Below are 25,388 nucleotides of genomic sequence, written 5' to 3'. Positions count from 1 at the left end.
GGTTATGCTCACCGCTGAATTCAACCAAGAGACACTGTGTGACTGCACTGACCCCACTCGATACCATCTGGCTGACCGAAGCCGTGCGCCTGCGTGAACAACAGGCTGGCGTGCTGGATGATCAGGAAGCCAATCGCCGCGCCCGGGCCGCTGGAGGCGACCTGACTGCCCGTATTACCCATCGCGCCCTTGGGCTGGCACAGCGTGACGGCATGCTCGGCGCATTGCACCACTGGAAGCAGGGCGCGCGGTTGGCGTTGGTTGCGCTGGCGGTGTTCGCTGTCATCAGTGGCGCGGGCCTGGCCTTCGCCGCAATGGGCGACGGGCAGGCACCGGTCAATGTGTTCTGGGCACTGGGCAGTCTGCTTGGGCTTAATCTGGTGCTGCTGGCTGCGTGGGCGCTGGGCTTGATCTTCGCTGGCCGCAGCAACAGTGGGCTGGGCCGGTTATGGCTGTGGTTGAGTGAAAAGCTTGCCCGTGACGCCCAGGCTGCGCAGCTCGCCCCCGCGCTGGTTCTGCTGCTGCAACGCAAGCGCCTGAATCGCTGGGTGCTCGGCCTGGTGGTTCACAGCCTGTGGCTGCTGGCGCTGGTCAGTGCGCTGGTGGTGCTGTTGATGCTGATGGCGACCCGACGCTACGGGTTTGTCTGGGAAACCACCATTTTGAGCAGCGACACTTTTGTCAGCATGACCCAGACACTCAGTACCGTCCCGGCGTGGCTGGGCTTCAGTGTGCCGGACGAAGCCATGATTCGCGCCAGCGGCAATGGCGCTTTGAGTATCGAGAATGCGCGTCAGGCCTGGGCTGCGTGGCTGGTGGGCGTGCTGCTGGTCTACGGCATTGTGCCGCGTCTGTTGCTGGCAGCGTTCTGCCTGTGGCGCTGGAAGCAGGGGCGGGCGGGGCTGCGTCTCGATCTTGAATTGCCCGAGTACCTTGAACTGCGTGAACGTTTGATGCCCAGCAGCGAGCGATTGGGCGTCAATGACGTCGAACCCGCCGCGTTGCATCAGGTTCAGCCCGGCGTAGGTGCGTCCGACAGCAATGGCGCGTTGCTGGTGGCCATCGAGCTGGATGATCAACACGTCTGGCCGCCAGAACTGCCGTCCGGCGTGGTCGATGCGGGCATTCTCGACAGCCGCGAGTCGCGACACAAGCTGCTGGAACAACTGACTCACTATCCGCCTGCGCGCATGGTGGTCGCCTGTGATCCTCGCCGTTCACCGGATCGCGGCAGTCTGGCGCTGATGGCCGAACTGGCGCGCAGCGCGGGGGCGACACGCGTCTGGCTGCTGCCCGCGCCTGCCGGGCAGGTGCTCGATCTGGAGCGTCTGGGCGACTGGCACGCCGCTCTGGATGGGTTGCAGTTGCCGCGCACCGACAGCGCGCCCTTGAACTGGCTGGAGACAGGCCATGACTGAAGCAGACAATGCCCGTGCCATCAAGCTGGCGGTGGTCGGCCACACCAATGTCGGCAAGACGTCGCTGCTGCGCACCCTGACCGGCGATGTCAGCTTCGGTGAAGTGTCTCACCGGCCCAGCACCACCCGTCATGTGGAAGGCGCGCGCCTTTCTGTGGACGGCGAGGCCTTGGTCGAGCTGTACGACACGCCTGGCCTGGAAGACGCTATCGCACTGCTCGATTATCTGGAGCGCCTGGACCGTCCCGGCGAGCGTCTGGACGGGCCGGCGCGACTGGCGCGCTTTCTGGAGGGCAGCGAGGCACGCCAACGCTTTGAGCAAGAGGCCAAGGTCATGCGCCAGTTGCTCGGCTCGGACGCCGGGCTGTATGTGATCGATGCACGCGAACCGGTGCTCGCCAAGTACCGTGACGAGCTGGCGGTGCTGGCCAGTTGTGGCAAGCCGTTGCTGCCTGTGCTCAATTTCGTCAGTGCGCGCGAGCACCGCGAGCCGGAATGGCGAGAGGCACTTTCACGCCTGGGGCTGCATGCATTGGTGCGCTTCGACAGCGTCGCACCGCCGGAAGATGGCGGCCGTCGTCTGTATGAAAGCCTGGCGCTGCTGCTGGAAAGCGCGCGGCCTCGGCTTGAACGTTTGATTGAGGATCAGGAGAAACAACGTCGAGCCAGAAAACACAGCGCGGCGCGGCTTATCGCCGAACTGTTGATTGACTGTGCAGCGTGTCGGCGTAGCGTCGAGACCAGTGCCGAGCAGGAACAGCAGGCTGTGGAAGCGTTGCGCAAGGCTGTTCGTCAGCGTGAGCAGCAATGTGTCGAGGCGCTGCTCAAGCTGTATGCCTTTCGCAAGGACGACGTGTCTACCAGCGATTTGCCGTTGATGGACGGCCGTTGGGGCGATGATCTGTTCAATCCGGAAACCCTCAGGTTGATGGGCGTGCGGGTTGGTGGCGGCGTGGCAGCCGGTGCGGCGGCCGGGGCAGGGGTCGACCTGATGGTCGGCGGCGTAACGCTTGGCGCGGCGGCTTTGGTCGGTGCGATTGCAGGCGGTGCCCTGTTGACGGCGCGCAGCTACGGCGGACGCTTGCTGGGCAAGTTGAAGGGCCGCAGGGAGTTGACGGTGGACGATGCAGTGTTGCGCCTGCTTGCTCTGCGACAGGGGCACTTGTTGCTGGCGTTGGGAGTGAGAGGCCATGCGGCCATTCACAGCATGGAATTGACCACGCCGCAGGACAAAACCTGGCGCAAAGGCAAAATCCCCGAGCCGCTCACCCGCGCCCGTGCCCACCCGCAATGGTCAACACTTAACCCGCACGCCAAACCGAATCAGGCTGAGCGGCAGGAAGCGATTGATCAACTGGCGGATGTGGTTTTGCAGGATTGACTGTTCCGGCGCTGAAGACCGGACGCAGAGCGTCCAGAACTGCATGCGACGCGGAGCGTCGCACGATAGTTGAGATATCGCTCCAGCGTGGGAATGCCGTGGGTGACGCTCCGCGTCACGTATCTGCGCCTTGACGCATCCTCCAGAACCCCCGCATTCAGGCGCTTTTCAGCTTGCCGTTTACCGGCGAAAACCTGCCGATTATTTTTTATTGATTGATCGTTCAATAAAAAATCTTTAGACTGGCCTCACCGTTTTGGTACAACGATCATTGCAGACACCCGGGAGAATCGCGCCAATGCCCAAGGTCGGAATGCAACCCATCCGCCGCCAACAACTGATCCAGGCCACGCTCACAGCGGTCGATCAGGTCGGTATGGGCGACGCCAGCATTGCTCTGATTGCGCGACTGGCGGGCGTGTCCAACGGCATCATCAGTCACTATTTTCAGGACAAGAACGGCCTGATTGCCGCCACGATGCGGCATCTGATGAACGCCTTGATCCTGAACGTCCGCGAACGTCGGCAGGCGCTGACCGAAGACAGCCCAAGGGCTCATCTGCAAGTGATCATCGAAGGTAACTTCGATGCCAGTCAGGTCAGCGGCCCGGCCATGAAAACCTGGCTGGCCTTCTGGGCGACCAGCATGCATCACCCTTCGCTGCACCGATTGCAGCGTATCAACGACCACCGTTTGTATTCGAATCTGTGCTGTCAGTTCCGCCGTACCTTGCCACTGGAACAGGCACGCAGCGCCGCCCGCGGGCTTGCCGCCCTGATAGACGGGCTGTGGCTGAGAGGCGCGTTGTCAGGCGATGCATTCGACACCGAGCAAGCACAACGGATTGCCTACGAATACATGGATTTTCAACTGGCGAAATCGGCTGGCTGAGAGCTTTCGAAGCCTGCCTGCCGAACGACTGCAAGACCGTGTTGCCCAATGTTTCCGGCACACTGAAATCAGTCATCGCCCCCCCCACTGAATTTGCGAGGACTTTATGGCCCGTTTTGAACTGCAGAAACTTTACATCGATGGCGGTTACGTCGATGCCAGCAACACTGAAACTTTCGATGCCATCAACCCGGCGAACGGCGAAGTACTGGCGCAGATCCAGCGTGCCGGCAAGGAAGACGTCGAGCGCGCAGTCGTTGCTGCTGAAAAAGGCCAGAAGATCTGGGCTGCCATGACCGCCGTCGAGCGTTCGCGCATCCTGCGTCGTGCTGTCGATATCCTGCGTGAGCGCAACGACGAACTGGCTGCGCTGGAAACGCTGGACACCGGCAAGGCCATCTCCGAAACCCGTTACGTGGATATCGTGACCGGCGCTGACGTGCTGGAATACTACGCAGGCCTGGTGCCCGCCATCGAAGGCGAACAGATCCCGCTGCGTGATTCCTCCTTCGTTTACACCCGCCGAGAGCCGCTGGGTGTGGTTGCAGGCATCGGTGCGTGGAACTACCCGATCCAGATCGCCCTGTGGAAATCCGCACCGGCGCTGGCGGCGGGCAACGCGATGATCTTCAAGCCAAGTGAAGTCACCTCGCTGACCACCTTGAAGCTGGCAGAAATCTACACCGAAGCAGGCGTGCCGAACGGCGTATTCAACGTGTTGACCGGCAGCGGCCGTGAAGTCGGCACCTGGATCACCGAGCATCCGCGCATCGAGAAAGTCTCCTTCACCGGCGGCACCGACACCGGCAAGAAAGTCATGGCCAGTGCATCGAGCTCTTCGCTCAAGGAAGTGACCATGGAGCTGGGCGGCAAGTCGCCGCTGATCGTGTTTGACGACGCTGATCTGGACCGTGCTGCCGACATCGCAATGATGGCCAACTTCTACAGCTCCGGCCAGGTCTGCACCAACGGTACGCGCGTGTTTGTACCGAACGCGTTGAAAGCCGAATTCGAAGCGAAAATCCTTGAGCGTGTGAAGCGTATTCGCGCCGGTAACCCGGAAGACGAAAACATCAACTTCGGCCCGCTGGTCAGCTTCGAGCACATGGAAAGCGTGTTGGGTTATATCGCCAAGGGCAAAGAGCAGGGCGCACGCCTGTTGTGCGGCGGTGATCGCTTGACCGGTGGTGTGTTCGACAAGGGCGCTTTCGTTGCGCCAACCGTGTTCACCGACTGCACCGACGAGATGACCATCGTGCGTGAAGAAATCTTCGGCCCGGTGATGAGCATCCTCGGCTACGACACCGAAGAAGAAGTGGTGCACCGCGCCAACGACACCGATTTCGGTCTGGCCGCAGGCATCGTGACCCGTGACCTGAACCGCGCACACCGCGTGATTCATCTGCTGGAAGCCGGTATCTGCTGGATCAACGCCTGGGGCGAATCGGCGGCACAAATGCCGGTCGGCGGTTACAAGCAGTCGGGCGTTGGTCGTGAAAACGGTATCAGCTCGCTGGCGCAGTACACGCGGATCAAGTCGGTACAGATCGAACTGGGCGACTACGCCTCGGTTTTCTAAACACGGTTCAAGTGGCACGCGGCAAACCTCAAGCAGACGCAATCAAAAGCGGCTTGCCGCACCCCATTCTCACAAGTATCGCCTCGCTGCTTCTGCTTGCAGCCGAGGCTTGAGACTTGCAGCTCTATGAGGGAGCCTCTATGACGACTCAATCCGAATACGACTACATCATCATTGGTGCCGGCTCTGCCGGTAACACCCTGGCAGCCCGTCTCACCGAAGACGCAGGCGTCACTGTTCTGCTGCTGGAAGCCGGTGGCCCGGACTATCGTCTGGATTTCCGTACCCAGATGCCAGCCGCACTGGCATTCCCGCTACAGGGACGCCGCTATAACTGGGCCTACGAGACCGAGCCAGAGCCACACATGAACAACCGCCGCATGGAATGCGGTCGTGGTAAAGGCCTGGGCGGTTCGTCGCTGATCAACGGCATGTGCTACATCCGCGGCAACGCGATGGACTATGACGGCTGGGCCAAGGAGCCGGGTCTCGAAGACTGGAGCTACCTCGACTGCCTGCCGTACTTCCGCAAGGCCGAAACCCGCGACATTGGCCCGAATGACTACCACGGTGGTGAAGGTCCGGTCAGCGTGACCACGCCCAAGGCGGGCAACAATCCGCTGTTCCATGCGATGGTCGAAGCGGGCGTGCAAGCCGGTTTCCCGCGCACTGACGACCTCAATGGTTATCAGCAGGAAGGCTTCGGTCCGATGGACCGCACCGTGACGCCTAACGGTCGTCGTGCCAGTACCGCCCGTGGTTATCTGGACGAGGCCAAGAAGCGCTCGACCCTGACCATCGTCACTCACGCGCTGACCGATCGCATTCTGTTCGAAGGCAAGCGTGCCGTCGGCGTGGCGTACCTGGTAGGCGACAGCGACACCCGCATCCAGGCCCGTGCCCGCAAGGAAGTGCTGTTGTGTGGCGGCGCAATCGCTTCGCCGCAGATTCTCCAGCGTTCCGGTGTCGGCCCGGCCGAAGTGCTGAACAAGCTGGATATTCCGGTGGTTCATGACCTGCCGGGCGTTGGCCAGAACCTTCAGGATCACCTGGAGATGTACCTGCAGTACGCCTGCACCCAGCCGGTGTCGCTGTACCCTTCGCTGAAGTGGTGGAACCAGCCTGCCATTGGTGCCGAGTGGATGTTCCTCGGTACGGGTATCGGTGCGAGCAACCAGTTTGAAGCCGGTGGTTTCATTCGCTCCAGCGAAGCGTTCGAATGGCCGAACATTCAGTATCACTTCCTGCCGGTCGCGATTAACTACAACGGTACCAAGGGCGTTCAGGAGCACGGCTTCCAGGCTCACGTTGGCTCCATGCGTTCGCCGAGCCGCGGTCGTGTGCAGGTCAAATCCAAAGACCCGCGCGAGTACCCGAGCATCCTGTTCAACTACATGTCCAGCGAGCAGGACTGGCAGGAGTTCCGTGATGGCATCCGCCTGACTCGCGAGATCATGCAGCAACCGGCTCTGGACCCGTACCGTGGCCGCGAAATCAGCCCTGGTATCGATGTGCAATCTGATGAAGCGCTGGACCAGTTCGTACGTGAGCATGCCGAAACGGCTTACCACCCGTCCTGCTCGTGCAAGATGGGCACCGACGAGATGGCCGTTGTCGATGGTCAGGGCCGTGTGCATGGCCTGCAAAGCCTGCGCGTAGTCGATGCCTCGATCATGCCGATCATCACCACGGGCAACCTGAATGCACCGACAATCATGATCGCCGAGAAAATCGCCGACAAGATCCGCGGTCGTCAGCCCCTGCCTCGCAGCACCGCCGACTACTTCGTTGCAGGCGACAAACCTGCACGTGGCAAGCCGCTGCGCGAAATCAGCCACCAGGCCTGATCTGACGACGGGCGTCCTCCCTGGACGCCTTTCGTTGTGCATGCTCCAGCGTGAATGCATTTCACGGCGGTTCCCGTCGCAAGAGGACGCGGAGCGTCCAGAACGGCATGCCAACGCGGAGCATTGGCACGATAGTTACAAGATTCTCGTTCCTCACGCTCCAGCGTGGGAATGCATTTCCCGACGCTCCGCGTCGCAATGGACGCGGAGCGTCCAGAACGGCATGCCAACGCGGAGCATGGGCACGATAGTTATAAGATTCTCGTTCCTCACGCTCCAGTGAACTGCCCCCAAGAAGTTGGACACCAATCCGACCTCATGGGGTGTTCAAATGGGTAAGTATTCAGAGCAGTTCAAGCTCACTGTCGTCAAAGCGTATCTTGAAGGCAACATGGGCTTTCGTATGGTAGCCCGCCAGTTCTCAATCGATTTCAGTCTGCTTCGACGCTGGGTCGCTAACTACAAGAGTCATGGTCACACCGGCCATCGCAAGCCTGGTCTTCGATACAGCGAAGCTTTCAAGCGCTCAGTGCTTGAACACAGGCGTGAACACAAGCTGTCGCTCCGTCAGGCCGCTGCGCATTTTGGTATCGGGGATCCCGGCCAAATAGTCATTTGGGAAAAGCGGCATTACAGTAGCGGTACAGCCCCGTATGTTCCTGCCAGAAGAAAGCCTGTCGCCATGCCAAAGAAGCCTTATCCCGCCAAACCAGTAACCGCCGACGATACGCAGAAGACGCGCGACCAGTTGATGAGCGAGCTTGAATATCTGCGCATGGAGAACGCTTACCTAAAAAAGTTGGAAGAGCTGAAGGAGCAGAAACGACGGCAACCGAAAAAGCCCTGATCATCAAGCAACTGAGAGGCCGGTTCCCGCTTTGCGCTCTGCTGAGGCTGGCGGGCTTGGCACGCAGCACGTTTTACTACCAGGTTCAGGTGCAATCCAGACCCGATCCCGATGCTGCTTTGAAACAGTTAATCGAAAGCATTTACCACGAGGAGAAAGGCCTTTATGGCGCTCGGCGTATCACGGCGGTCATTCGCAATGCAGGTATTTTGGTCAACAAGAAGGTTGTAGAACGACTGATGGCAGAACTGGGCCTGCGATCAGTGGTGCGCCCCAAAAAATACCGCTCCTATAAGGGCGTAATAGGAACCATTGCGCCGAATTTGCTGGAGCGCAATTTCAGCGCGCAACGCCCGAACCAGAAGTGGGTGACCGATGTGACTGAGTTCAAGGTAGGCAATCGAAAGCTGTATCTCTCACCCGTGATGGACTTGTACAACGGTGAAATCGTGGCGTATGAAGTGTCGACAAGGCCGAGCTTTGAGCTGGTCACCAGCATGCTGGACAAGGCGCTTCAGCAGTTGCAGGACGAGCCGAAGCTTGTGATGCACTCGGACCAGGGCTGGCAGTATCAACACGCGCAGTATCGCCATAAGCTATCGGTACGAGGCGTCAAACAAAGCATGTCCCGTAAGGGCAACTGCCTGGACAATGCGGCAATGGAAAGCTTTTTCGGTACACTGAAATCCGAGTTTTTCTACCTGAAACAGTTTGAAAGCATCGATGAGTTGAAAGCAGGTCTGGATGAGTACATCCACTACTACAACCATGACCGCATCAAGCTGAAGCTCAACGGCCAAAGCCCCGTAAAGTACAGGGCTCAGGCGGCAAGCTAAAACCGTCCAACTTTTGGGGGGCAGTTCACTAGCGTGGGAATGCATTTCCCGACGCTCCGCGTCGCAATGGACGCGGAGCGTCCAGAACGGCATGCCAACGCGGAGCATGGGCACGATAGTTATAAGATTCTCGTTCCTCACGCTCCAGCGTGGGAATGCATTTCCCGACGCTCCGCGTCGCAATGGACGCGGAGCATTGGTACGAGCGCCAACTCGATTCAGACCCTCCTCCCGACAGACGCGAATTGCCACCATCCCTCCGCTCTGCCACAATCGCGAATGATTCTCTTTAGTTAGATCTTTCTCATCGAGGCTATTCGTGTCGTCAGTCCCAAGCACTCATAGCGAGATTGTTGGCGCGCTGTATCGCGATCATCGTGGTTGGCTGCTGGCCTGGCTCAGACGCAATGTCGCCTGTCCGCAGCGTGCTCAGGATTTGAGTCAGGACACGTTCTTGCGTTTGCTCGGGCGTCAGGAATTGCTGACGCCCAGAGAACCGCGAGCTTACCTGGCGGCCGTTGCCAAGGGACTGATGTTCGACTACTTCCGCCGCGCTGCGCTGGAGCAGGCTTATCTCGTGGAGTTGATGCAGGTTCCCGAGGCCGAGCAGCCTTCGCCGGAAGAGCAGTTGCTGATTCTGGAAGATCTCAAAGCGATCGACCGCATGCTGGGCAGTCTCTCCAGCAAGGCACGGGCAGCCTTTCTGTACAGTCGTCTCGACGGCATGAGTCACGCTGAGATTGCCGAGAGGCTGGGCGTTTCGGTCTCGCGCGTCAGGCAATACCTGGCTCAGGCCATGCGTCAGTGCTATGTGGCGCTCTACGGTGAGCCGACATGAACACCAGGCCGGTATCCGCTCATGTTCTGGACGCCGCGATCCAGTGGCAATTGAACATGGATGGCAGCAGCGGCAATGACGCTGAACTTGCTCGCTGGCTGGCCGCCGACGAAGAGCATGCCAGGGCCTGGAGCCAGTTGGGCATGGTCAATCAGCGTTTTTCCTTGCCAGCAGGTCCGGCGCGCAAGGCATTGCAGCAATCGCCCGGTGCCCAGCGGCACAGTTTGCGCAAGCTCGGTGGCGGTCTGGCCGGGGTGTTCATGGCCTTGGGTCTGGCATTGTTCGTCGGCGACCGCTACCTGCCGATAGATTACTGGCTTGCCGACCAGCGCACCGCCACCGGCGAACAGCGTGAAGTACGTCTGGCGGACAACACCCTGATTCGCCTTAACACCCACAGCGCGATTGATGTGCGCTTCGATGCGCAGCAACGTCGGGTGATTCTGCAGGACGGCGAAATACTGGTGCAGACCGGCAATCATGACGATCCGCGGCCCTTCATCGTCGAAACTGCGGATGGAAAGATGCGCGCCCTGGGTACGCGCTTTCTGGTCCGGCGCGAGTCAGACGGAACCCTGCTCAGCGTGCTGCAATCGGCGGTTGCCGCCAATGCGCGCAATGCGTCCGGTGAGCAGGTTCTGCGCGAGGGCCAGCAGGTTCTCCTCACGCGCAATGGCCTTGGCCCGTTGCTCAGCATGCCTTCCGGTGTCGACGCCTGGACGCGCGGCATGCTGGTGGTGGACAACGCCCGGTTGGCGGACATGCTCGCTGAACTGGGTCGCTACCGTACAGGGCATTTGGGTGTCGACTCGACGGTGGCTGATCTGCGTATTACCGGCACATTCCCGCTGGCCGACACTGACCTGGCGCTCAAGGCGTTGTTGCCGACCTTGCCCGTGCAGATCGAACAGCACACCGCGTGGTGGGTCACTGTGCTGGCCAGGGATGAGCAGGCCAGCAGCAATCCGGCAAAACTCTGAAACATACCTCTTCATGCCTGCACCGGATCGCCCTGACACTTTTCCGGTTTCGAGCGGCTTAGTCTTACAAGTCATTTCGGGGGCACGCTCGGTTTTGCGTCCCTTCGCCTGTGGATAAACCATGAAAAGCCAAACCGTGCGCCGCTGGTCCATCGTGCATACCTGGAGCAGCCTGATGTGCACCCTGTTTTTGTTGATGCTCGCGGTTACAGGCCTGCCGTTGATCTTTCATCATGAAATCGATCATCTGCTCGGCGACGCTCCGCATTACCGGGAGATGCCTGCCGACACGCCGCATCTGAACCTGGAGCAACTGGCCAGGGCTGCCGAAGCGCATCGCCCCGGCGAGGTGATGCAGTATTTCGGCTGGGATGACGAAGACCCCAATGGCGTGATGGCCATCACCGCGGCAACCGCAGATACCGAGCCCAACTCATCGCATACCTTCGCCCTTGATGCACGCACCGGTGAAGCGCTGGAAATGCCTTCTGCCAATGGCGGCTTCATGATGGTCATGCTGCGCCTGCACGTAGACATGTACGCCAACCTGCCCGGCAAATTGCTGCTGGCGTTCATGGGTTTGCTGTTTGTGGTGGCGATTGTTTCCGGGACCGTGTTGTATGCGCCGTTCATGCGCAAGCTGGAGTTCGGCCAGGTGCGGGTCAATAAATCCAGGCGTACGCGTTGGCTGGACCTGCACAACCTGATTGGCGTAGTCACATTGACCTGGGCGCTGGTGGTGGGCGTGACGGGGGTGATCAGTGCCTGTGCCGATCTGCTGATTGCCTCCTGGCGCAATGATGCGCTGGCCACCATGATCGCCCCTTACAAGGACGCGCCGCCATTGACCCAGCGCGCCCCGGCGACTCGATTGCTGGAAATTGCTGAATCCGCTGCGCCCGGCATGCAGGCCGATTTCATCGCTTTCCCCGGTACGCGCTTCTCCAGCGAGCATCATTACGCGGTGTTCCTCAAAGGCAACACGCACTTGACTGCGCATCTGGCCACGCCAGTGCTGATCGACGCGCAGACGCTGCAAGTCACGGCCGTGGTCGAGCGTCCCTGGTACATGGATGCATTGGGTATGTCGCAGCCTCTGCATTTCGGTGATTATGGCGGCATGCCGATGAAGATTCTCTGGGCGGTACTGGATGTGCTGACCATCATTGTGCTCGGCAGCGGGGTGTACCTGTGGTGGGTGAGACGGCGTGCCACGCGCTCGGTGAGCGTGATTCGCGCTCAGGCGGCGCAATGAGTTCCAGGCCATCGCGATTCTGGAAGACCTCTGCGATACCCGCCTTGATAGCGCTGCTTATCGGCGTCGGCTTGTTCGCCGCGCTGCTGGGTGATGGCTGGTGGGATACGCTGGCGTGGCTGGGCATGGGGACGGCTGCCCTGTTGAGCATCAAGGGCTTGCTAGTGCGGCGCGGCTGATTGAAACGCTCATTGCAGGCGCGTCACAGGCTGACTAGTCTAGGATCCTGTCTCATTCGAGGAACACCCATGTCAGCGCCCACGATGACGTTGTACTTCAACGCCGCCTCGCCTTTTGCCCGCAAGGTGATGGTGATGCTTCATGAAACCGCTCAGCTCGACCGCGTCGAGTTGCAGACCACAGTGCTGACACCGATCAGCCCGTCTGCCGAGCTCAATGAAGACAACCCGGCCGGTAAACTTCCCGCGCTAAGGCTGGCTGACGGCAACGTCATTCACGACAGCCGGGTGATTCTTGATTATCTCGACCACCAGCACGTGGGCCTGCCACTGATCCCCCGGGAAGGCTCGGCACGCTGGAGGCGCCTGACCCTGGCTTCGCTGGCCGATGCGGTGTTGGATGCAGCGGTAATGATCCGCTACGAAACTGCCTTGCGTCCGCAGGAAAAACACTGGGACCAGTGGCTGGACAACCAGCAGCAGAAGATTGAACGCTCGCTGCATTACTTCGAAAGCGACGCGGTCACCGAGCTCAGCACATCCTTCGATGTCGCATCGATCAGCGTCGCCGCTGCACTTGGATATCTGGATTTCCGCCAGCCGGATCTGAACTGGCGCAGCACTTATCCGCGACTGGCCGCCTGGTATCTGGACGTCAGTCAACGCCCGTCGATGATCGCGACCCTGCCGCCAGTTTGAGTCAATCTGCGCCGCGCCGCACAGTCAAGATAGGACGCGCAGCGTCCTGAACGGCATACCCACGCGGAGCATTGGCACGATGGTGTTCTCGCGTGCGGCTATCGTTCCTCACGCTCCAGCGTGGGAATGCCGTGGGTGACGCTCTGCGTAACAAATCTGTGCCGCGCCACGCCCTCAAGATCGGACGCAGAGCGTCCAGAACGGCATGCGACGCGGAGCGTCGCACGATAGTTGGGGATGAGAGACGCCTCAGCAGTCAGGCTGGTCAGCGGTATAGCGGCGTGCCGGATTAACCGCTGCGTCGAACTCGCGCAGCGCCTTGGCACCGATCAGTAGCGGGAAGTTGAAGTGGCTGCGGTCGACCAGATTGACTTCGACAGTGCGCTTCTTGTTTCCCAGGCACAGTTCCAGGTCTACAACAGGACGCTTGGCAGGGTTGATGCCTTCGTCGTCTTCGTCATCACCTTCTGCACGCCCTTTGATCTTGCTGATCCGCGACACCTTGTGCTCATACACCTTGTTGTCGGCGCCCTTGGTTGCCAGACGGAATCGCACCCAGTCATCGCCATCACGCTGGAACAGCTCGATGTCCTTGGCCGACAGTGAAGCAGTCAGTGCGCCGGTGTCCATCTTGGCCTTGAAAGTCTGGTCTACGTCCAGAACCTTGATGTTCTCATAGCGGCCATACAGCGTCGGTTCAGCAGCCATGACCGGCAGGGCCAGCAACGACAATAGCGCCAGGATCGGTTTCACGTGAGAGGTTCCTCGCAATGGTCAGCGCCTGATTGGCGCGCGTTTTTAGACAGCGAACCTGCAGTAGGTTCGCCAGCAAGAGTGTCAGGCCAGCATAAATGCCCGGACGTGAAACATTTGTAAGCACCTGTGTAATTGGCGTAAAACGCGTGGGTCTTTATTATTGCCGCCCCTGAACCTTCAAGAGTCCGCCATGCGCCGTCTGCTCACCGGCTGTTTTGTTGCTTTGCTGTTACTGATCAATACGCTGGTATTGATAGGTCCGTTATTGGTTTTTGCGTTGCTCAAGCTGCTTTTCAGAGGCCGAATGCGCGATCGCTGTTCAGTCGCCGTTATGTGGATTGCCGAAACCTGGGCCGAGATTGATAAGGTTATCTTCGCAACCTGTGTACCGACGCAATGGGATATTCGTGGCGATGAGGGGTTGCGCAGTGATACTTCGTATCTGGTCATCAGCAATCATCAGTCGTGGGTGGATATTCCTGCGCTGGTCCAGGCACTCAACCGGCGCACACCCTTCTTCAAGTTTTTTTTGAAAAAAGAACTGATCTGGGTGCCCCTGCTGGGTCTGGCGTGGTGGGGGCTGGATTACCCGTTCATGAAGCGCTACAGCAAGGCGTTTCTAGCGAAGCACCCGGAGCTGAAGGGCAAGGATCTGGAGATCACCAAGGCTGCCTGCGAGCTGTTCAAGCGTCAGCCAGTGACCATCGTCAACTATCTGGAAGGCACGCGCTTTACTCCGGGCAAACATGCGACTCAAGCATCGCCCTATACCCATCTGCTCAAGCCCAAGGCCGGTGGCGTCGCATTCGTGCTGGCTGCTATGGGTGAGCAACTGGACGCCATTCTGGATGTCACTGTGGTCTATCCAGGTTCAGGCATTCCCGGGTTCTGGGACATGCTGTGCGGGCGCGTGCCCAAGGTGATCGTCGACATCAAGACCCGCGAAATGGACCCGGCACTGTGGCAGGGCGACTACGAGAACGATCCGGTGTTTCGCGAGAAAATCCAGAGCTGGGTCAACCAGCTCTGGGTGGAGAAAGATGCGCGTATTGCGGCGTTGCGGCTTGAATCAGCTGCCGGTACCCCATAACCCACTCAGGCTCTGCAACGCCGAACCGCTGGCACCTTGCTGCCCGAGGTATTGCAGAATCAGCGGGGCAAACTGGCTGACCATTGTGCTGTCCATGCCCAGTGCCTTGAAGGCGTTATTCACATCACCCATGCTCTGCACGTTGCCCAGTGCGCTGTTGAGCATCGAGTTATCGCCGGACTTGCCACCGAGCAGACTGCCCAGCCCGTTTGCGCCTCCCAGGCTGTCCAGTGCGGAGGTGCCGGACATCTGCTCCAGGCCAGGAACGGATTTGGCCAGTTGCGAGTAATCGGTGCTGGTCAGTTTATTTTTTGCCAGCCCGAGCAATGCGCCTGTTCCGCCAACGGCTTGTTCAGGGGTGACATTGAGCTGGGTGCCAAGGGTATTAAGCAGCCCTGCGACTTCAGGGGCCGCCGTGGCTTTCTGATTGCCACTCGTGGCATTGGAAACCGCATTTGCGGCGTCATTCAGATTGAAGGCAAACACCGGGCTTGCAGCCAGTGCCATCAACGTTACCAAAGCCATACCGCGTGCAGTTTTCATTGCGTCACCCTTATCAAACCTGAACCGCCCATGAGTGGGCGGTAAAGCAGACGGTTTGACTGTGAGCAACAGAGGCTTGTTCCCAACGCGCTGAAGACAGGCAGTTATTTCATTTGCCTGAATCGGCTCTGGCAGACGAGGTGGGCTCCCTAGCATTTCTGCTAGCTGTGCAGCACGAGATCACACGCCCAGAATTACGGTTCTATCATCGATTGCCGAAGGTGATGTTCATGTCTTCTGCCAGCCCTGTGGTGCTCTGCACTTACCATTACGACGCAACGGATCGCTTGGCCGACTGCTCGCCTGCGGGGCAGGGGAGCGCCCGGTTCTTTTATCAGCAGAATCGCTTGGCGACGCAAATTCAGGGGCAGATACAGCACACGCTTCTGCGTACGGACGAGCATTTGCTGGCTCACCTGAGTGTAGAAAACAATCAGAACGATTGTCTGTTACTGGCGACGGACCAACAGCAGTCCGTGATTGCCGCTCAGGGGTTGGAGTTTGCCTACACGCCTTACGGACATCGTCATCCTTCAGGCCCCGCAAGCTTGCCGGGCTTTACCGGCCAGCGAGTTGACCCGGTGACGGGGCACTATTTGTTAGGGAATGGGTATCGGGCGTTTAACCCGGTGTTGATGAGGTTCAACAGCCCGGACAGTCTGAGCCCGTTTGGTGAGGGCGGGGTGAATGCGTATGGGTACTGTGAGGCGGATCCGGTTAATCGGGTTGATCCGGGCGGACATTGGCCAACGTTTTTAGTGAAAATTTTGAAAAGAGCAAGCCGTGTGAAACAGCGTTTACTTGGTCGAAAAGGTAGCCAGGATTCTCTATCTTCCCCGTTGCTTGATCGTTCCGGGTCCACACAGGTAACTACTTCAACTAACTCGGTGAGCTCGCATACGTCTGCACCTGATGTTATCGATGGGTCACAATTTGTTGTCCCACCACCCCGCCCTCCCAAGACAGGACAGCTGAACGGCATTCCGCCGGTCCTTCCTCCCAGAAACGCGCGATCGAGTGTTATCCCACCCAAACCACCCCGTCCTCCCAAAAACATGCCACCACCACCCCTTCCTCCCAAGAACGGGCAGGCCGTTAATTCCCCATCACCCCCTCGTCGAACGATTGTGTCTATAGCAGGTGAAAAAATGGATATTCGTGAAGCCGTTAGAAAGTTGGAACAATGGATCCCGAAAACGTGAATAATTTTCTGGCAAGGGTAAGCAGGTATCGCGCGTTGTAGTTAATTATGTTAACTATTATAAAACGGTCGTTAAAAACTTCGACATGGCAATGGCGCGTTGCACAAGCCGGTCGTTGTGCCAAGTCGATTCGGATAAAGGCCAATCACCCGGTTGGTTAGAGGTTAGGTGGGGGGCTTTTAATCATGAAGGCGATAATAAGGTTGCAGTGCTCAAGTCGTACCCAACAACTTATGCGGATTAATTACAAATTTCTTCGTCACGTCCGCATCAAACTCCACGATGGCGGGCGCTTCGGTCTGAGCGCCGGCATGACTGTGTTCAGCGCCTTTCTGCCTGGCACCTATTAGTTCTGCTAGCTGTGCGGAAGCACGGACTCAGCCCAGACTTGCTGCCCTGGCTGACTTCAAAGGAGTGAAACCATGGCTTCGTCCGGGCAATCCGTGCTCTGTGTCTACCGCTACGATCCATTGGATCGCCTGGCCGATTGTTCGGCTGCGGGGCAGGGCAGCACTCGCCTTTTTTATCAGAAGATACTCTTGGCTACGCAGATTCAGGGGCAGGTCCAGCACACGCTTATGCGCACAGATGAGCATTTGCTGGCGTGCCTGAGTGCAGAAAATAATCAGCGCGACGGCGCGTTGTTGGCGACGGATCAACAGCAGTCAGTGATTGCCGCTCAGGGGTTGGAGTTTGCCTACACGCCTTACGGACATCGTCATCCTTCAGGCCCCGCAAGCCTGCCGGGCTTTACCGGCCAGCGAGTTGACCCGGTGACGGGGCACTATTTGCTGGGGAATGGGTATCGGGCGTTTAACCCGGTGTTGATGAGGTTCAACAGCCCGGACAGTCTGAGCCCGTTTGGTGAGGGTGGGGTGAATGCGTATGGGTATTGTGAGGGGGATCCGGTTAATTGGGTTGACTTGACAGGGAGTACACCAACCTTGATGAAGGGACTTTTAAGAGCTTTTAAAATAATGAAGCCTTCCCGGCGTTTGTCTACGGATGGCGTTATTGGTAGTTCTGTGTTGCGCGGTTCTGACGGGATGAACTTAAGTGCGAGTGCGCCACAGTTAAGTCGCTCTGCAGCGGTGCGACAAGTCAAGTCAGTGAGTGTGTCTGCAAAAAAATTGAATAAACAAGCAGGTCTTGACTATAGAAAATCTGCAAAAGAGTTTAAGGCCAACGATAAGCTTTATAGTCAGTATGTTGAAAGGGCTACACAGCTGAAAAAAGAGGCAAACACTGCGTTAAGTTTGTATGATGAGGATGGTCTCCCTTATGAGTATGATCTGGTTCAACAATACAAGAAATCGCAGAAAAACCTCGCTAACCCTATTCAGGATCTATCGACGCCACCCTCTTACAAATTAGCCCCTAAAATTGCTAGTGCTGAAAAAGAGTTAAGATTAATACGCCAGCAGATGTGAAAGAGCATTCCCCGCTCTTGAATCTGCTGACGTAATTAGTCAATAAACCCATTTGCTGTTAGATGCCTACACAGCACCGAACAACCCATGCGGATCAATCACAAACTTCTTCGGCACGCCCGAATCAAACTCGCCATAACCCCGCGGAGCCTCATCCAGACTGATCACCTCGACACCCACTATGTCGGCGATCTTGATGCGGTCCCACATGATGGCCTGCATCAACTGGCGGTTGTATTTCATGACCGGGGTCTGGCCGGTATGGAAGCTGTGGGATTTGGCCCAGCCCAGGCCGAAGCGAATGCTCAGGCTGCCCATTTTTGCGGCGGCGTCCACGGCTCCCGGGTCTTCGGTGACGTACAGGCCGGGGATGCCGATCTTGCCTGCGACGCGCACCACGCCCATCAACGAGTTGAGAACGGTGGCGGGTGCTTCGGCCTGTGCTCCGGCGTGACCGTGGCCGCGAGCCTCAAAGCCCACCGCGTCGATGGCGCAATCCACTTCAGGCTCGCCGAGCAGGGCAGCGATCTGCTCGTGCAAAGGGGTGTCCTGGGACAGGTCGGCAATTTCGAAGCCCTGAGCCTTGGCATGAACCAGACGCGTCGGGTTGACGTCGCCGACGATCACCACGGCAGCGCCCAGCAAGCGTGCTGACGCCGCCGCAGCCAGGCCGACCGGGCCGGCGCCTGCAACATAAACCGTACTGCCAGGGCCAACCCCGGCAGTCACTGCGCCGTGGTAGCCGGTGGGCAGGATGTCGGACAGGCAGGTCAGGTCGCGGATTTTTTCCATTGCCGCGTCGCGGTCCGGGAGTTTGAGCAGGTTGAAGTCAGCGTAAGGCACCAGCACGTACTCGGCCTGACCGCCGACCCAGTCGCCCATGTCGACGTAGCCGTATGCACCGCCGGGGCGGGCCGGGTTGACCGTCAGGCAGACGCCGGTGTTCTGTTCCTTGCAACTGCGGCAGCGACCGCACGCCACGTTGAACGGCACAGAAACCAGATCACCGACTTTCAGATGTTCCACGTCGCGCCCGGCTTCCAGCACCTCGCCGGTGATTTCATGACCGAGTACCAACCCGGTTTGCGCCGTCGTGCGACCACGCACCATGTGCTGATCAGAGCCGCAGATATTGGTGGAGACCACGCGCAGGATCACGCCGTGTTCGATGCGCTTGCCGCGTGGGTCTTCCATTTTCGGGAAGGGGATTGATTGCACTTCGACCTTGCCAGCGCCGAGATACACTACACCGCGATTACCAGACATACATGTCACCTCGCTTTTATTGTGGTGGAGCAGAGAGAAGCCGTTGCAGCTATAAAACCACCGTCCTGTTGGCGTTGAGAAACACCCGCCGTTCGATGTGATAACCGACCGCACGGGCCAGTGTCAGTCCTTCGATGTCTCGACCTTTGGCAATCAGGTCTTCGGGATAGTGGCTGTGATCAACCACTTCCACGCCTTGAGCAATGATCGGGCCTTCGTCCAGATCGTTGTTGATGTAATGCGCGGTGGCACCCACCAGTTTCACACCCTTGTTGTAAGCCTGATGGTAAGGCTTGGCACCCTTGAAACCGGGCAGCAGCGAGTGGTGGATGTTGATCGCCTTGCCGTCCAGCTTGCGGCACAAATCGGGTGAAAGGACCTGCATGTAGCGGGCAAGAATCACCAGTTCTGCACCAGACTCTTCAATGACCTGCCAGACTTTGGCTTCCTGCGCGGGCTTGTCGTTCGGGTCCAGTGGGAAATGGTAGTACGGAATGCCGTGCCAGCCAGCCAATGGCTCAAGATCCGGGTGATTGGACACCACCGCGACCACGTCCATGGACAGTTGATTGATACGCTGGCGGTAGAGCAGGTCATTGAGGCAGTGATCGGCTTTCGAGACCATGATCACTACTTTTGGCCGGTAGTTGGGCGCCGTGAGTTCGAAGATCATGCCGAACGTTTCACCGCGCGCGCTCAGCCCGGCCCTGAACGCCTGCTCGTCGAAAGCCTCGGGCTGACGAAATTCCACACGGATGAAGAAGCGTCCCGAGAGACGGTCATCGAAGGAGTGATGTTCTGTGACGTAGCAACCCTGCTCGAACAGAAAGCGCGTCACTGCGTCTACCGTACCCAGCATGCTGGGGCAGTCGGCGGTCAAAATCCATGTATCGGGCGCGCGGCTCATTGAATCAATGCTCCAGAGTATTTGTTATCCGCAAATATGACTGACAGTGCCAGCCTGTAGGCTTGGGCAGGACGCAGAGCGTCCGGAACTGCGTTCCCACGCGGAGCGTGGGAACGATAATCCAAGAGTCTTCATTGAGACCGACGCTACGGTTTCAGCCCCGGTTCCCGGCTCTTCACGCCTGAATGCTCAGCCCGTACTCTGCGCTCGCATCCTGCAACCACAGCCACCAGTAATCCGAGAAGCTGCGGCGCACCAGCAGTTCCCAGGTTTCTTCGCCAGTGCGGCGGATCACCAGTTGTGATTTGGCGAACACCGTGCCGACGGCCTTGCCCACCGGGAAGTTGTCCGGGTGCACGTCGTAGCTGGTGGACTTCATCAGCACCTGACGCACTTTCGGCCCGGTCAGTTCAAGTATCGACTGGCCGCCGCTGACGTTGATGATGGAGATATGCAGCCCGGTCAGCGCCTCGCGCAGCTTTTGCTCTGCCGCAAACTCTTCGCCACTCGGCACGATCAGCAGCCATTCATCCGGGCCAAGCCATTGCAGTGAGCTTTCGCCGTTGACCACCAGCATCAGTGCCGCTGGCAGTTCCATGCCCAGCGCCTTGTGCACGCCAGCGGCGAAGGCCTGGTCGTGGGCATCACCGCGAATAGTCAGATGGCCCAACAGCTTTTTCTCGCGCAGGAACACGCCGGGGCTGGCGCGACCCTTGCCGATCAGGCTGTCGAGGTTTGCATGGAACAGCGGCGACTCGGCTTTGACATCGGTGGTCGGGCGCTGCTGGTAAACGTTCGCTGTGGTCATGAATCACCTGCCTTGAATTCTGTGTGCTGCTGATGATCGGCGCTCCGCGTGTTACTCGACATTCTGGCGCTCACCCTTTGGATCGAAGAACACCGAGGAAACGATCTCGGCTTCGATCACGCTGCCGTCTGCCAGAGGCGCGAACACCCGCTCGCCCATACGCGCCAGGCCGCCTTTGACCACGCCCATCGCGAACGAATAGCCCAGCGAGTTGTGTGCATAGCTGGAGGTCACGTGACCGACCATGCTCATCGGGATGGTCTGTTTGGTGTCGAACACCAGTTGCGCACCCTCTGGCAGCCATTTGGTCGGGTCGACAGGCTTGAGGCCGACCAGTTGCTTGCGTTGTTCGCGTACACAGTCTTCGCGATTCATACCGCGCCAGCCGATCCAGGAGAATGGCTTGGTCCGGCCGACACACCAGCCCATGTTCAGGTCGTCCGGGGTCATCGAGCCGTCGGTGTCCTGACCGACGATGATGAAGCCCTTTTCGGCGCGCAGTACGTGCATGGTTTCAGTGCCGTAAGGCGTCAGGTTGTACTGTTTGCCTGCCTCGGCGATCTTTTCCAGAACGCCCATGGCGTAATCGGCCTGAATGTTGACCTCGTAAGACAGCTCACCGGTAAACGAGATACGGAATACGCGTGCCGGCACACCGGCGACCAGACCTTCCTTCCAGGTCATGAACGGGAAGGCTTCACGGCCCAGATCGATATCGGTGACTTCGCTGAGCAGCTTGCGGCTGTTGGGGCCGGACAGCGTCAGGGTCGCCCAGTGATCGGTCACTGAGGTGAAATACACTTTCAGGTCCGGCCATTCGGTCTGCTGATAGATTTCCAGCCATTGCAGGACGCGTGCAGCGCCGCCTGTGGTGGTAGTCATCAGGAAGTGGTTGTCGGCAAGGCAGGCAGTCACGCCGTCATCGAAGACCATGCCGTCTTCCTTGCACATCAGGCCGTAGCGAGCCTTGCCCACGTCCAGTTTGGTCCACGCGTTGGTGTAGATGCGGTTGAGGAATTCGCGGGCATCCGGGCCTTGAATGTCGATCTTGCCCAGCGTCGAAGCGTCCAGCAGACCCACGCTGTCGCGCACAGCCTTGCATTCGCGAGCGACGGCTGCGGGCAGGTCTTCACCGTTTTTCGGAAAGTACCACGGCCGTTTCCACTGGCCGACGTCTTCGAATTCGGCACCGTTTTTGACATGCCAGGCGTGCAGCGCAGTGAAACGCACGGGTTCGAAGATGTGTTTGCAATGACGCCCGGCTATCGCGCCGAACGTGACCGGCGTGTAGTTGGGGCGGAACATGGTGGTGCCCATTTCCGGGATCGACACGTTCAACGAACGCGCGGCGATGGCCAGACCGTTGACGTTGCCCAGCTTGCCCTGATCGGTACCGAAACCCAGCGCGGTGTAGCGTTTTACGTGCTCGACCGACTCGAAACCTTCGCGGGTCGCCAGCTCGATGGCGGCAGCGGTCACGTCGTTCTGCAGATCGACGAATTGCTTGGGTGCCCGAGCGGTGCCTTTCTCGTGCGGCACCTGAAACAGCGCCAGCGTCGGCTCTTCCGTACGGCTGAGGGCTTTGGGCATCACGCCTTCAACAACCTTGAAGCCTGCTTCACTGGCAGCGCGCACGCCGCCTTCGAAACCATCGGCCAGACTGTCAGCCAGACTGTAGACGCCGTTGACGCCGCCTACGCAGATACGTTTCTGCGGTGCTTCGCCCGGTACAAACCCGAGGATGTCCTCACGCCATACCGGCTTGCCACCCAAGTGCGAGGCCAAGTGCACAATCGGGCTGTAGCCGCCGGAACTGGCCACCAGATCGCATTCAAGCCATTCGCCGGGGCTGGTGACGGTGTGCGCCTTGACGTCGATGGCGGCGACGCGGGCAGCTGTCACGCGTTTGCTGCCACGCGCTTCAATCACTGCGCTGCCGGTCAGGATGCGAATGCCTTTGGCACGGGCTTCCTCAACCAGCGGGCCGCGCGGGTTGTGCCGCGCATCGGCAATCGCAACCACATGCAGGCTGGCGTCGAGCCAGTCCAGCGCAACGCGGTAGGCATGGTCGTTGTTCGTGGACAGCACCAGTTTTTTTCCCGGCGCTACGCCGTAACGCCGGACATAGGTCGAAACGGCGCCGGCCAGCATGTTTCCCGGCACATCGTTGTTGCCGTAAACCAGCGGGCGCTCGTGAGTGCCGGCAGCCAGCACCACACGCTTGGCGCGTACCCGGTGCATGCGTTGGCGAACCATGCCGATAGGGGCGCGATCACCGAGGTGATCGGTCAGACGTTCGTGAATGGTCAGGAAATTGTGATCGTGGTAGCCGTTGACCGTGGCGCGCGGCAGCAATGTCACGTTGCGCAGGCTTTTCAGCTCGGCGACCACCGTAGCCACCCATTCGGCAGCGGGTTTGCCATCGAGACTTTCACGGCTGTCGAGCAGGCTGCCGCCGAACTCTTCCTGTTCATCCGCAACGATCACCCGGGCACCACTGCGGCCCGCAGCCAGCGCGGCGGCCAGACCGGCAGGGCCTGCGCCGACGATCAGCACGTCACAGTGCTGGTTCATCGCGTCGTAGCTGTCCGGATCGTTCTCGGTCGGCGAGCGCCCCAGGCCCGCTGCCTTGCGGATGTACTTCTCGTAAGTCATCCAGAACGATTGCGGGTACATGAAGGTTTTGTAGTAGAAGCCCGGTGGCATCAGCTTGCCGCCAACCTTGCCCAGAATGCCCATGACGTCGGTGTTCACGCTTGGCCAGCCGTTGGTGCTGGTGGCTACCAGTCCCGCATAGAGCGCTTGTTGCGTGGCGCGCACGTTGGGGATTTGCGTCGCTTCGGTCGCGCCGATCTGCAACACGGCGTTTGGCTCTTCCGAACCCGCTGCGAAGATGCCGCGCGGGCGGGAATATTTGAAGCTGCGGCCGATGATATCGACGCCGTTGGCCAGCAGGGCAGAGGCCAGCGAGTCGCCTTCAAAGCCCTGATAGGTCTGGCCGTTGAAGGTGAAGTTGAGCACCTTGCTGCGATTGATACGGCCGCCGTTGGGCAGGCGCTGGGTCTGGCTCATACCTTGTCTCCCTGATCCGTGAACTGCGGCTTCGTACCAATCGGATAGGTTTCGAGAATCTCGTAGGTCACGGTATTGCGCGTCATGTTGAAGTACTGGCGGCAACCGGCAGCGTGTATCCACAGCTCGTGGTGCAGGCCGCGGGGGTTATCGCGAAAGAACATGTAGTCGCCCCATTGCTCATCGGTGCAGGCACCGGGGTCCAGCGGGCGCGGGATATGCGCCTGACCGGACGGGTGGAATTCCTCTTCGGAGCGCAGTTCGCCACAGTGAGGACAGAAGATATGCAGCATGGTCGGGTTCTCCTGTTAGTGGGCTACGGCTGCAGCGCCGTGTTCGTCGATGAGCGCGCCGTTGTGGAAACGGTCGATGGAGAACGGTTTGGCCAGCGGGTGCATTTCGCCTTTGGCCAGACTGGCGGCAAACACGTTGCCCGAGCCCGGCGTGGCCTTGAAGCCGCCTGTGCCCCAGCCGCAGTTGAAGAACATGTTCGGCACCGGCGTCTTGGAAATGATCGGGCAGGCGTCCGGCGTGGTGTCGACGATGCCGCCCCACTGACGGTTCATGCGCACACGCGACAGTACCGGGAACATCTCGACGATGGCCTGAATAGTGTGTTCGATAACCGGGTATGAGCCACGCTGGCCGTAACCGACCCAGCTGTCGATACCGGCACCGATCACCAGGTCGCCCTTGTCGGACTGACTGATGTAGCCGTGCACGGCGTTGGACATGATGACGCTGTCGATAATCGGCTTGATCGGCTCGGAGACCAGTGCCTGCAAAGGGTGTGACTCGATCGGCAGACGAAAGCCCGCCAGTTTGGCCATGTGCCCGGAGTTACCGGCGGTTACCACGCCGACACGTTTGGCACCGATGAAACCCTTGTTTGTTTCGACGCCGATGCACACGCCGTTTTCCTTGCGAAAGCCGATGACTTCGGTCTGCTGGATAAGGTCCACGCCCAAGGCGTCGGCGGCACGCGCGAAGCCCCAGGCCACTGCGTCGTGACGGGCCACGCCGCCACGGCGTTGAACGGTTGCGCCGATGATCGGGTAACGGGTGTTTTTCGAGCAGTCCAGGTATGGGATTTCCTCAGCGACCTGCTTGCCGTTGAGCAGTTCGCCATCTACACCGTTCAGGCGGTTGGCGCTGACACGCCGCTCGGAGTCGCGCATGTCCTGCAAGGTGTGGCACAGGTTGTAGACGCCGCGCTGGGAAAACATGACGTTGTAGTTCAGGTCCTGAGACAGGCCTTCCCACAGTTTCATCGCGTGCTCATAAAGGTGGGCCGACTCGTCCCACAGGTAGTTGGAGCGTACGATGGTGGTGTTACGTGCGGTGTTGCCGCCGCCCAGCCAGCCTTTCTCGACCACGGCCACATTGGTGATGCCGTGCTCCTTGGCCAGATAGTAGGCAGTCGCCAGACCGTGCCCGCCACCGCCGACGATGACCACGTCGTAGACCTTTTTCGGGGTCGGCGTGCGCCACATGCGCTGCCAGTTTTCGTGATGGCTGAGGGAATGCTTGAGAAGGCCGAAGCCTGAGTAATGCTGCATGTAA

General features: G+C 59.3%; 22 protein-coding genes. 14 read left to right on the top strand and 8 right to left on the bottom strand.

The window, feature by feature from the left end; all coding sequences use genetic code 11:
• The first annotated feature begins 38 nt into the window (after positions 1-38).
• From KP808_RS23550 to KP808_RS23500, 11 genes are all read left to right on the top strand, one after another.
• The gene (locus tag KP808_RS23550) at positions 39-1,418 is read left to right on the top strand and encodes a DUF2868 domain-containing protein (RefSeq protein ID WP_230017029.1); all 1,380 of its coding nucleotides are present in this window, start codon (positions 39-41) and stop codon (positions 1,416-1,418) included.
• A complete protein-coding gene (locus tag KP808_RS23545; protein WP_230017028.1) occupies positions 1,411-2,799 on the top strand; it encodes a DUF3482 domain-containing protein in 1,389 nt (462 codons plus the stop codon). Before KP808_RS23550 ends, KP808_RS23545 begins: the two co-directional genes overlap by 8 nt.
• Positions 2,800-3,097: 298 nt before the next feature.
• On the top strand, positions 3,098-3,691 hold the full coding sequence (gene betI / locus KP808_RS23540) for a transcriptional regulator BetI (protein WP_057403222.1): 594 nt from the start codon (positions 3,098-3,100) through the stop codon (positions 3,689-3,691).
• Positions 3,692-3,797: 106 nt separating this feature from the next.
• Positions 3,798-5,270: a betaine-aldehyde dehydrogenase gene (betB, locus tag KP808_RS23535; protein ID WP_230017027.1), complete on the top strand. Its 1,473-nt coding sequence runs from the start codon at positions 3,798-3,800 to the stop codon at positions 5,268-5,270.
• A 140-nt stretch (positions 5,271-5,410) separates the two neighbouring features.
• Positions 5,411-7,117 carry a choline dehydrogenase gene (gene betA, locus KP808_RS23530; RefSeq protein WP_005758134.1) on the top strand — a complete coding sequence of 569 codons (1,707 nt, stop codon included), beginning with the start codon at positions 5,411-5,413 and terminating at the stop codon, positions 7,115-7,117.
• A gap of 331 nt (positions 7,118-7,448) precedes the next feature.
• Positions 7,449-8,800, top strand: a protein-coding gene (locus KP808_RS23525) for an IS3 family transposase (RefSeq protein ID WP_122259038.1) whose coding sequence is annotated in 2 segments (ribosomal slippage) — positions 7,449-7,908 and positions 7,908-8,800 — 1,353 coding nt in all. Because the reading frame shifts where the segments join, the coding sequence is not laid out codon by codon here.
• 319 nt (positions 8,801-9,119) lie between these two features.
• Complete coding sequence (locus KP808_RS23520; RefSeq protein ID WP_122259550.1) at positions 9,120-9,638, top strand: RNA polymerase sigma factor; 519 nt, start codon at positions 9,120-9,122, stop codon at positions 9,636-9,638.
• Positions 9,635-10,618 carry a FecR domain-containing protein gene (locus KP808_RS23515; protein WP_122259551.1) on the top strand — a complete coding sequence of 328 codons (984 nt, stop codon included), beginning with the start codon at positions 9,635-9,637 and terminating at the stop codon, positions 10,616-10,618. The genes KP808_RS23520 and KP808_RS23515 overlap by 4 nt, the downstream gene beginning before the upstream one ends.
• A gap of 121 nt (positions 10,619-10,739) precedes the next feature.
• Positions 10,740-11,873, top strand: coding sequence for a PepSY-associated TM helix domain-containing protein (locus tag KP808_RS23510; protein ID WP_058408307.1), 1,134 nt, complete (start codon positions 10,740-10,742; stop codon positions 11,871-11,873).
• Positions 11,870-12,052 (top strand): hypothetical protein, encoded by a 183-nt coding sequence (locus KP808_RS23505; protein WP_230017026.1) that lies wholly within the window; start codon positions 11,870-11,872, stop codon positions 12,050-12,052. The genes KP808_RS23510 and KP808_RS23505 overlap by 4 nt, the downstream gene beginning before the upstream one ends.
• A 69-nt stretch (positions 12,053-12,121) precedes the next feature.
• Entirely contained in the window at positions 12,122-12,751 is a 630-nt protein-coding gene (locus tag KP808_RS23500) for a glutathione S-transferase family protein (protein WP_230017025.1), read from the top strand.
• A 249-nt stretch (positions 12,752-13,000) separates the two neighbouring features.
• Here the strand turns inward: KP808_RS23500 and rloA2 are convergent, their stop codons facing one another.
• Positions 13,001-13,504: a retropepsin-like aspartic peptidase RloA2 gene (gene rloA2, locus KP808_RS23495; protein WP_002555611.1), complete on the bottom strand. Its 504-nt coding sequence runs from the start codon at positions 13,502-13,504 to the stop codon at positions 13,001-13,003.
• A 193-nt stretch (positions 13,505-13,697) separates the two neighbouring features.
• Between rloA2 and KP808_RS23490 the strand changes: the two genes are divergently transcribed.
• Positions 13,698-14,597 carry an acyltransferase gene (locus KP808_RS23490; protein WP_058401201.1) on the top strand — a complete coding sequence of 300 codons (900 nt, stop codon included), beginning with the start codon at positions 13,698-13,700 and terminating at the stop codon, positions 14,595-14,597.
• On the opposite strand, the gene KP808_RS23485 is transcribed toward KP808_RS23490, so the two are convergent.
• On the bottom strand, positions 14,577-15,140 hold the full coding sequence (locus KP808_RS23485) for a DUF2780 domain-containing protein (protein ID WP_058401202.1): 564 nt from the start codon (positions 15,138-15,140) through the stop codon (positions 14,577-14,579). The two genes, KP808_RS23490 and KP808_RS23485, sit on opposite strands and share 21 nt — an antisense overlap.
• Positions 15,141-15,370: 230 nt before the next feature.
• On the opposite strand from KP808_RS23485, the gene KP808_RS23480 reads away from it, so the two are divergent.
• Together KP808_RS23480 and KP808_RS23475 are read left to right on the top strand one after the other, a co-directional pair.
• Positions 15,371-16,342 (top strand): RHS repeat-associated core domain-containing protein, encoded by a 972-nt coding sequence (locus KP808_RS23480; protein ID WP_230017024.1) that lies wholly within the window; start codon positions 15,371-15,373, stop codon positions 16,340-16,342.
• Between the two features lie 422 nt (positions 16,343-16,764).
• Complete coding sequence (locus KP808_RS23475; protein ID WP_230017023.1) at positions 16,765-17,772, top strand: RHS repeat-associated core domain-containing protein; 1,008 nt, start codon at positions 16,765-16,767, stop codon at positions 17,770-17,772.
• A 66-nt stretch (positions 17,773-17,838) separates the two neighbouring features.
• Here KP808_RS23475 and fdhA read toward each other — a convergent pair whose 3' ends face one another.
• From fdhA to KP808_RS23445, 6 genes are all read right to left on the bottom strand, one after another.
• Complete coding sequence (fdhA, locus tag KP808_RS23470) at positions 17,839-19,038, bottom strand: formaldehyde dehydrogenase, glutathione-independent (RefSeq protein ID WP_058408302.1); 1,200 nt, start codon at positions 19,036-19,038, stop codon at positions 17,839-17,841.
• Between the two features lie 49 nt (positions 19,039-19,087).
• Entirely contained in the window at positions 19,088-19,945 is an 858-nt protein-coding gene (gene purU, locus KP808_RS23465; protein ID WP_003432560.1) for a formyltetrahydrofolate deformylase, read from the bottom strand.
• A 175-nt stretch (positions 19,946-20,120) separates the two neighbouring features.
• Positions 20,121-20,753 (bottom strand): sarcosine oxidase subunit gamma, encoded by a 633-nt coding sequence (locus KP808_RS23460; RefSeq protein ID WP_230017022.1) that lies wholly within the window; start codon positions 20,751-20,753, stop codon positions 20,121-20,123.
• A gap of 51 nt (positions 20,754-20,804) precedes the next feature.
• Complete coding sequence (locus KP808_RS23455; RefSeq protein ID WP_230017021.1) at positions 20,805-23,825, bottom strand: sarcosine oxidase subunit alpha; 3,021 nt, start codon at positions 23,823-23,825, stop codon at positions 20,805-20,807.
• Positions 23,822-24,118: a sarcosine oxidase subunit delta gene (locus KP808_RS23450; RefSeq protein ID WP_002555603.1), complete on the bottom strand. Its 297-nt coding sequence runs from the start codon at positions 24,116-24,118 to the stop codon at positions 23,822-23,824. Before KP808_RS23450 ends, KP808_RS23455 begins: the two co-directional genes overlap by 4 nt.
• Before the next feature lie 15 nt (positions 24,119-24,133).
• Positions 24,134-25,384 (bottom strand): sarcosine oxidase subunit beta family protein, encoded by a 1,251-nt coding sequence (locus KP808_RS23445; protein WP_002555602.1) that lies wholly within the window; start codon positions 25,382-25,384, stop codon positions 24,134-24,136.
• Between the last annotated feature and the right edge of the window lie 4 nt (positions 25,385-25,388).

The organism is Pseudomonas savastanoi (genome assembly GCF_020917325.1).
Taxonomy (GTDB): domain Bacteria; phylum Pseudomonadota; class Gammaproteobacteria; order Pseudomonadales; family Pseudomonadaceae; genus Aquipseudomonas; species Aquipseudomonas amygdali.
Note: the sequence above shows the minus strand (reverse complement) of the source record. Positions and strands in the feature narration are given on the sequence as shown.

Bases quoted from the DNA above. Each gene is read 5' to 3' on its own strand.
- KP808_RS23545 (WP_230017028.1), top strand. From the start codon at position 1,411: ATGACTGAAGCAGACAATGCCCGTGCCATCAAGCTGGCGGTGGTCGGC.
- betI (WP_057403222.1), top strand. From the start codon at position 3,098: ATGCCCAAGGTCGGAATGCAACCCATCCGCCGCCAACAACTGATCCAG.
- betB (WP_230017027.1), top strand. From the start codon at position 3,798: ATGGCCCGTTTTGAACTGCAGAAACTTTACATCGATGGCGGTTACGTC.
- betA (WP_005758134.1), top strand. From the start codon at position 5,411: ATGACGACTCAATCCGAATACGACTACATCATCATTGGTGCCGGCTCT.
- KP808_RS23515 (WP_122259551.1), top strand. From the start codon at position 9,635: ATGAACACCAGGCCGGTATCCGCTCATGTTCTGGACGCCGCGATCCAG.
- KP808_RS23510 (WP_058408307.1), top strand. From the start codon at position 10,740: ATGAAAAGCCAAACCGTGCGCCGCTGGTCCATCGTGCATACCTGGAGC.
- KP808_RS23505 (WP_230017026.1), top strand. From the start codon at position 11,870: ATGAGTTCCAGGCCATCGCGATTCTGGAAGACCTCTGCGATACCCGCC.
- KP808_RS23500 (WP_230017025.1), top strand. From the start codon at position 12,122: ATGTCAGCGCCCACGATGACGTTGTACTTCAACGCCGCCTCGCCTTTT.
- KP808_RS23490 (WP_058401201.1), top strand. From the start codon at position 13,698: ATGCGCCGTCTGCTCACCGGCTGTTTTGTTGCTTTGCTGTTACTGATC.
- KP808_RS23485 (WP_058401202.1), bottom strand. From the start codon at position 15,140: ATGAAAACTGCACGCGGTATGGCTTTGGTAACGTTGATGGCACTGGCT.
- KP808_RS23480 (WP_230017024.1), top strand. From the start codon at position 15,371: ATGTCTTCTGCCAGCCCTGTGGTGCTCTGCACTTACCATTACGACGCA.
- KP808_RS23475 (WP_230017023.1), top strand. From the start codon at position 16,765: ATGGCTTCGTCCGGGCAATCCGTGCTCTGTGTCTACCGCTACGATCCA.
- fdhA (WP_058408302.1), bottom strand. From the start codon at position 19,038: ATGTCTGGTAATCGCGGTGTAGTGTATCTCGGCGCTGGCAAGGTCGAA.
- purU (WP_003432560.1), bottom strand. From the start codon at position 19,945: ATGAGCCGCGCGCCCGATACATGGATTTTGACCGCCGACTGCCCCAGC.
- KP808_RS23460 (WP_230017022.1), bottom strand. From the start codon at position 20,753: ATGACCACAGCGAACGTTTACCAGCAGCGCCCGACCACCGATGTCAAA.
- KP808_RS23455 (WP_230017021.1), bottom strand. From the start codon at position 23,825: ATGAGCCAGACCCAGCGCCTGCCCAACGGCGGCCGTATCAATCGCAGC.
- KP808_RS23450 (WP_002555603.1), bottom strand. From the start codon at position 24,118: ATGCTGCATATCTTCTGTCCTCACTGTGGCGAACTGCGCTCCGAAGAG.
- KP808_RS23445 (WP_002555602.1), bottom strand. From the start codon at position 25,384: ATGCAGCATTACTCAGGCTTCGGCCTTCTCAAGCATTCCCTCAGCCAT.